General features: G+C 57.1%; 5 protein-coding genes. All 5 read left to right on the top strand.

The features are described 5' to 3' along the window. Window positions 1-169: 169 nt before the first annotated feature. The 5 genes from C4S73_RS26685 to C4S73_RS26665 all read left to right on the top strand — a co-directional run bounded on the left by C4S73_RS26685 (window position 170) and on the right by C4S73_RS26665 (window position 6,170). Entirely contained in the window at window positions 170-886 is a 717-nt protein-coding gene (locus tag C4S73_RS26685; RefSeq protein ID WP_103871891.1) for an amino acid ABC transporter ATP-binding protein, read from the top strand. A gap of 383 nt (window positions 887-1,269) precedes the next feature. Continuing rightward, on the top strand, window positions 1,270-2,703 hold the full coding sequence (locus C4S73_RS26680) for a M20 family metallopeptidase (protein ID WP_103875623.1): 1,434 nt from the start codon (window positions 1,270-1,272) through the stop codon (window positions 2,701-2,703). 36 nt (window positions 2,704-2,739) lie between these two features. Next, window positions 2,740-4,341, top strand: coding sequence for an ABC transporter substrate-binding protein (locus C4S73_RS26675; RefSeq protein WP_103875622.1), 1,602 nt, complete (start codon window positions 2,740-2,742; stop codon window positions 4,339-4,341). 5 nt (window positions 4,342-4,346) lie between these two features. After that, window positions 4,347-5,288, top strand: coding sequence for an ABC transporter permease (locus C4S73_RS26670; RefSeq protein ID WP_103875621.1), 942 nt, complete (start codon window positions 4,347-4,349; stop codon window positions 5,286-5,288). 3 nt (window positions 5,289-5,291) lie between these two features. After that, complete coding sequence (locus C4S73_RS26665) at window positions 5,292-6,170, top strand: ABC transporter permease (protein WP_103875620.1); 879 nt, start codon at window positions 5,292-5,294, stop codon at window positions 6,168-6,170. The last annotated feature ends 333 nt before the right edge of the window (window positions 6,171-6,503 follow it).

Raw genomic sequence — 6,503 nt, 5'->3', positions numbered from 1 at the left:
TGTGTTGCTGGGGCATGTCGCGCTACTCGATAGCAGTCGAGAAGCGCCTCGCCGCCGGCCAAAAACGTTGAGAGGGACCACGATCATGGCAATGGCAGATTTGAAGACCACCGACTCGCGTCCCGCTGCGCTGAAGCAGACCTCGCTGAATACGGCCATCGCCGTCGAGATGATCGGCGTGAACAAGTGGTATGGCGAGTTCCATGTCCTGCGCGACATCAACCTGAAGGTCGAGCGCGGCGAGAAGCTGGTGATCTGCGGCCCGTCAGGCTCGGGCAAGTCGACGATGATCCGCTGCATCAACCGACTGGAAGAACACCAGAAGGGCCAGATCATCGTCGATGGCACGGAGCTGACCAACGATCTCAAGAAGATCGACGAGATCCGCCGCGATGTCGGCATGGTCTTCCAGCACTTCAACCTGTTCCCGCATCTGACGATCCTGGAGAACCTGACGCTGGCGCCGATCTGGGTCCGCAAGATGCCCAAGAAGGATGCCGAGGAAATCGGGATGCACTATCTCAAGCGCGTCAAGATTCCCGAGCAGGCACTGAAATATCCAGGCCAGCTCTCGGGCGGCCAGCAGCAGCGCGTCGCGATCGCCCGCTCGCTTTGCATGAGCCCGAAGATCATGCTGTTCGACGAGCCGACCTCGGCGCTCGATCCCGAGATGGTCAAGGAGGTGCTCGACACCATGGTCTCGCTCGCCGATGAGGGCATGACCATGCTCTGCGTCACCCACGAGATGGGCTTTGCCCGTCAGGTCGCCGACCGCGTCATCTTCATGGATGCCGGCCAGGTCGTCGAGATGAACGAGCCCAACGAGTTCTTCAAGAACCCGCAGCACGAGCGCACGAAGCTCTTCCTCAGCCAGATCCTGCACTGAGCGCGAGGGCGCGGATTATCCCCGCAACACTGGGATGGCGAAACGGGAGTGCCCTCGATGGCTGATCCCGATCTCTAGTCGTGGGGCCGACTTACAACCATCACAAGATCACCCCATAAGCTGCCCAGCCGAACGGAATGCTGTGGCAGCTGGGATTATAAAGTGACCCTGAGAACCAGTGGCATAACTATTATATATATTGCTGGAATGCAAAATTCGCTCTCTCCGCCAGGGTTGGCTGAGGAATTGTTTCGAATCTAACCCAAAATTCAAGCGCAAAAATCGCATCAATCTCATAATCTAATTCATCCGGCGGCAAACTTTGAGGCTCGGCAATACAATTGCAGTGGTGAGATCTTTTTGCTTGATGCGAGGTTGCTCGAATGGCTGATGCACCTAACTCCGACGAGATCTGGAAGTTCGTTGAATCAAAGAAGCAGAAGTATTTCGACCTGAGCGACGAGATATGGGCCACACCTGAACTAAATTTCGAGGAATACCGCTCCTCAGCGGTCCAGCCCGCTGCTCTTGAAGTCGAAGGGTTCGACGTCCAGCGAGGTGTTGCGGGACTGCCGACAGCGATCATGGCCACGGCCGGATCAGAAGGCCCCATTATCGCATTTCTGGGAGAGTTCGACGCGCTCCCCGATCATAGCCAGGAGGCAGGTATTGCTGAGCATGCTCCGACTACGCAGGGAGCCCCTGGGCACGCGTGCGGGCACAACCTGTTGGGAGTTGGTTCAATCCAAGCCGCGGTGGCGCTCAAGGATTATCTCGAAAAGGAGGGCCTCCCTGGTCGAGTCCGATATTATGGCTGTCCCGCCGAGGAGGGCGGTTCCGGCAAGGGTTACATGGCCCGCGCGGGTCTGTTTGATGACGTCGATGCAGCGATCACCTGGCACCCCTCGTCGTTCGTGGGGGTTGGAAATCCGATAACCCTCTCCTGCAACGAGATTAACTTCAACTTCGTCGGAAAGTCGTCCCACGCCGCGTCATCACCGCATCTGGGAAGGAGCGCGCTGGATGCCGTCGAACTCATGAATGTAGGCGTAAACTACATGCGTGAGCACATGCCGAGCCGGGCACGAATTCACTATGCCGTGACCGATACGGGCGGGCATGCGCCGAACGTCGTCCAAGCCCGAGCAACCGTCCGGTACGTTGTTCGGGGTGGCGACCCTGTTGAGCTGAAGAGCCTGGTCGCTCGCGTCATGAAAATCGCTGAAGCGGCCGCGATGATGACCGAAACATCCGTGAGCCATCGCGTCCTTACAGGCGAGGCGAGCATGCTGGGCAACGAAACCCTTGAGCACGCGCTGTTCGGTCAGATCGAACGACTTGGACCGCCTCAATTTTCGGAGGAGGACCGTGCTTTCGCGCAAAAGATCCAAGAAACCTTCTCAACAGCAGACGTCAAAGCCGCTTATGCCAACGTCGGTCTGAAGCCGAAAGTCGATGTCTCTCTGGCCGACGAACTCGTGCCGCCGCGCAACACGACGCCGACTATGGTTGGCTCCACCGATGTCGGAAACGTTAGCTGGATCGTGCCGACCGTCGAAATGCGCGGGGCGACGCACGCTATCGGAACGCCCGGACACTCCTGGCAGATTACTGCGCAGGGAAAGTCGCCAGCCGCCCACAAGGGCATGGAGCACGCTGCGAAAGCGATGGCCTGCACCGGGCTAGAGCTCATTCAGGATGGCGAGCTGCGTCGGCGTGTCCAGGAGGAGCACCGACGACTGCTGGAAGAGACGCCCTTCCTGGATCCGATTCCGGATGACGCTTTTCCGGACCTGCCGGCCCACCGGGCGAAGTGAAATTCGGTCACCACAAAACAATAAGGGGATAGGACCATGAAAGCTTCTCGCCGTGACGTTCTCATCGGCGGCGCGTCCGTTGCCGCAGGCGGCTACTTTTCCATCGGCGCTCGCGCCCAGAATGTCCCTGCCTCCCGAACGCTGAATGTCGTCAAGTCCACGGACCTGCGGGTTTTTGATCCGGTATGGACGACCGCCAATATCACCGCTGACCACGGCGCGATGATCTACGACACTTTGTTCGGTCTGGACGAGAACTACCAGGCGAAGGGACAAATGGTGGGTCGATGGGACGTCTCCGAGGATAAGAAGACGTACACCTTCGAGCTTCGGGACGGGCTGGGCTGGCATGACGGCTCGCCCGTCACCGCGGCCGATTGTGTTGCCTCAATTCGCCGATGGGGAGAGGTCGACGCCGGCGGGCAGCTCGTTATGTCTCGCGCCCAGGACATCTCCAAGAAGGACGATAAGACCTTCGAGGTGAAACTGAAGGAGCCATTTGGGGCCCTGATCGACGTCCTGGCCAAGCTTTCTACCCCGTGCTTGTTCGTGATGCGCGAGAAGGATGCGAAACGGCCGGGGACGGAACAGGTTTCCGATAATATCGGCTCCGGACCGTTTATCTTCAACAAGGCTCTGGCGAAACCAGGCGTGAGCTTCACCTACGACCGCAACCCCAATTACGTTCCCCGAAACGAGCCTCCGAGCGGAATGGCCGGCGGGAAGGCAGTGAAGGTCGACCGCATCGTCTGGCAGTATATCGCTGACTCCCAGACCGGGATGGCGGCACTCCAAGCTGGTGAGATCGACTACCTAGAACGGCTACCCATGGACCTGCTTCCCGTCCTGGAGGCGGATCCGAACATCAAAGTCGACATTCTCGATAAGGGCGGTGATGACGCGTACATTCGGGTGAATTTCCTCCACAAGCCCTTTAACAATGTGAAGGCCCGCCAGGCCCTGCTCTACCTTGTTGACCAGGAAGGGTTCATGAGGGCGGCCTTTGCCGATCCCAGGTACTACAAGCCCGTCAAGTCGCTTTTTGGCAACAATAACCCAATCAGCAACGACGAAAGCACTGGCTGGTACAAGCCGGGCGGCGATCTCGAAAAGGCCAGGCAGCTCTTCAAGGATTCGGGTTACGCGGGGGAGCCGGTCGTCATCCTGCAACCTACGAACAGCCCATGGCAGGATAACGCGTCCCAGTACCTCGCATCCATCCTGCGTAAAGCAGGGGTGAATGCTCAATTAGCGCCTAGCGATTGGGGCGGGGTCGTAACACGCCGTGCGAACAAGCAGCCTATAGCCGAAGGCGGCTGGAGCATGTTCATTTCGCTCGACTCCGATTATTCCCACGGAGAGCCGCTAACCACCTCGTTCCTTCTCGCGAATGGAGAGAAGGCTTGGTACGGCTGGCCTCAGGACGATCAATACGAAGCGCTGCGTAGCAAGTACGCTGACGCCGCGTCGCTCGACGAGCGCAAGGCTCTCGCCCGTCAGATGCAAGCACGCTGGTGGGATTTCGTCGGAGCCGTGAATATCGGAACCAGGCAGTCGCCCGTTGCCTATCGCAAGAACATTTCCGGATTCATCCATATTCCGGAAGTCATTCCGATGTGGAATGTTAAAAAGGGTTAACGTGGATGCTGAATTACTTGATCCGTCGACTCATGTCGACGGCCTTAGTAATGCTCCTCGTCGGGTTGTTTGTGTTTTTACTTCTAAGAATGTCGCCGGGCGATCCGGCGGCAATCATAGCTGGTGATACTGCGACACCTGAGGTCATTGCAGGAATTCGCTCGAAGCTGGGTCTGAATGACCCGCTGGTCGTTCAATTTATGCGTTGGGGCTGGAATATCGTAAATCTCGAGCTGGGTAATTCGATATTCTCCGAGCAGCCAGTTCTCACCCTGCTCGGTCAGCGTTTACAACCAACGATTTCGTTGTCCGCCCTGACCCTGATCTTATCGATTTCGACGGGTGTTATCTATGGCGTGCTAGCTGCCAGGCGACCGGAAGGCCTAGTCGATAAATCTTTGACCTTGTTCTCGGCGCTCGGATTTTCAATTCCAGTGTTTGTTGCCGGATATTTCCTTGTTTACTGGTTTGCAATTGGTCTCAAATGGTTTCCAGTGCAAGGATACACGCCCATCGAGCAAGATCCTGTGCGATGGATAACGCAGTTAATATTGCCGACGATCACATTGAGTTTGAGTTATATCGCTCTAATTGCCAGAATAACAAAGTCGAGCATGCTTGAAGTTATGTCGGATGATTATATACGTACGGCTGTGGCGAAGGGAGTCCCGGAAAGGACGATCCTCTTCACGCATGCACTCAAGAATGCCGGCGTTCCCGTGCTTACGGTCATTGGACTAGGTATTGCTTACCTCATATCCGGGGTCGTCATTACCGAGACCGTATACAACATTCCGGGAATTGGGCGCCTTATTGTCGATGCCATCAACAATCGCGACTACCCCATTATCGAGGGCGTGTTGATGCTTTGCTCGGGAGCCTATGTCCTAATCAATCTCCTCATCGATCTTTCCTATTCGTTGATCGACCCTCGCATCAGGTACTGAGAGATGGCATCCAGCAACGGGTTATCAGAGCTGGGCCCTCAGGAACCGGGCCTCAAATTCATTGGCTGGAAGGTCGCTCTGCGTAATCCCAAACTCGTCATCGGCACACTGCTTTTGGTGGCCCTGATCGCGCTGGCCGTGTTTGCTCCCTTAATTGCAGGAGATCCGCTGGCGCTCGACCCATTTCGAAGGCTGCAAAAGCCTTCTAGCGAGCTCTTGTTAGGCGCGGACCACCTGGGACGCGATGTTTTCGCTCGAACGGTCTTTGGTGGCCGCGTGTCATTGCTCGTAGGGCTGGCTTCCGCGGGTTGCGCAATCATCTTCGGCCTAATCATCGGCATTCTGGCGGGTTACAGCCACCGCGTGGATGCCATCGTCATGAGGTTGATGGACGGCGTCATGTCGCTTCCTACGATCCTCCTAGCCATCGCTATGGTTGCGATTAGCGGGGGCGGCATTGGCATCTTGGTGATCGCCATCATGATTCCTCAGATTCCCAGTGTCGCTCGTCTGGTCAGGTCGGTGGTTCTCAGCACCAAGCAACTGCCCTTCGTCGAAGCGGCTGTTTGTGCCGGTGCCCGCACTCCTCGGATATTGCTGCGGCACATCCTGCCGAGCACGGTCGCGCCGCTGATCGTGCAAAGCGCATATGTTTGCGCCAACGCGATCCTCACCGAGGCGGGGTTGAGCTTTCTGGGCGCAGGAGTGCCGCCTGAGATTCCGAGTTGGGGAAATATGATCTCTGCCTCGAGGATCTATCTTCCGGTTGCGCCGTGGTCCGTCTTTGCGCCGGGCATAGCGTTGGCGGCTATGGTGCTGGCAGTGAACCTGCTTGGTGACGGCATCCGTATTGCCGTAGATCCGAAAAGCAGGCGGCGCTGACAATGGCCATAGCACCGGGACAGCGAAGGGCACCTAGCCTTGATAGTCACCATGCCGCGTTGCCAATGAGCAACGCTTTCATTGACGGGGGAGGTCCGTTGGCCGTAGCCCCGTGTTCGGCGTGAACGCGCGTTTCTCCTACTTGCCGTTAAGGTGTAGGCGTTTCTGCCGCATTCGCGATGCGGACCGAATGGAAATAACTGGTCGTGGAACCAAAATTCATCGTGGCGGCGTTCTCAGATGAATTGATGCGCTGCCTGGCCTGAAAAAGAGCGCATCGCTCGGGCTGCGCGTCCTATCTTTAAAGCAACTAAGACCAAAGATCCTGGGTCG

Origin of the sequence: Allobosea lathyri (assembly GCF_900108245.1) — a bacterium.
Lineage (GTDB): Bacteria > Pseudomonadota > Alphaproteobacteria > Rhizobiales > Beijerinckiaceae > Allobosea > Allobosea lathyri.
The sequence above is the reverse complement of the archived record's forward strand: the minus strand, read 5'-3'. Positions and strand labels throughout refer to the sequence as shown.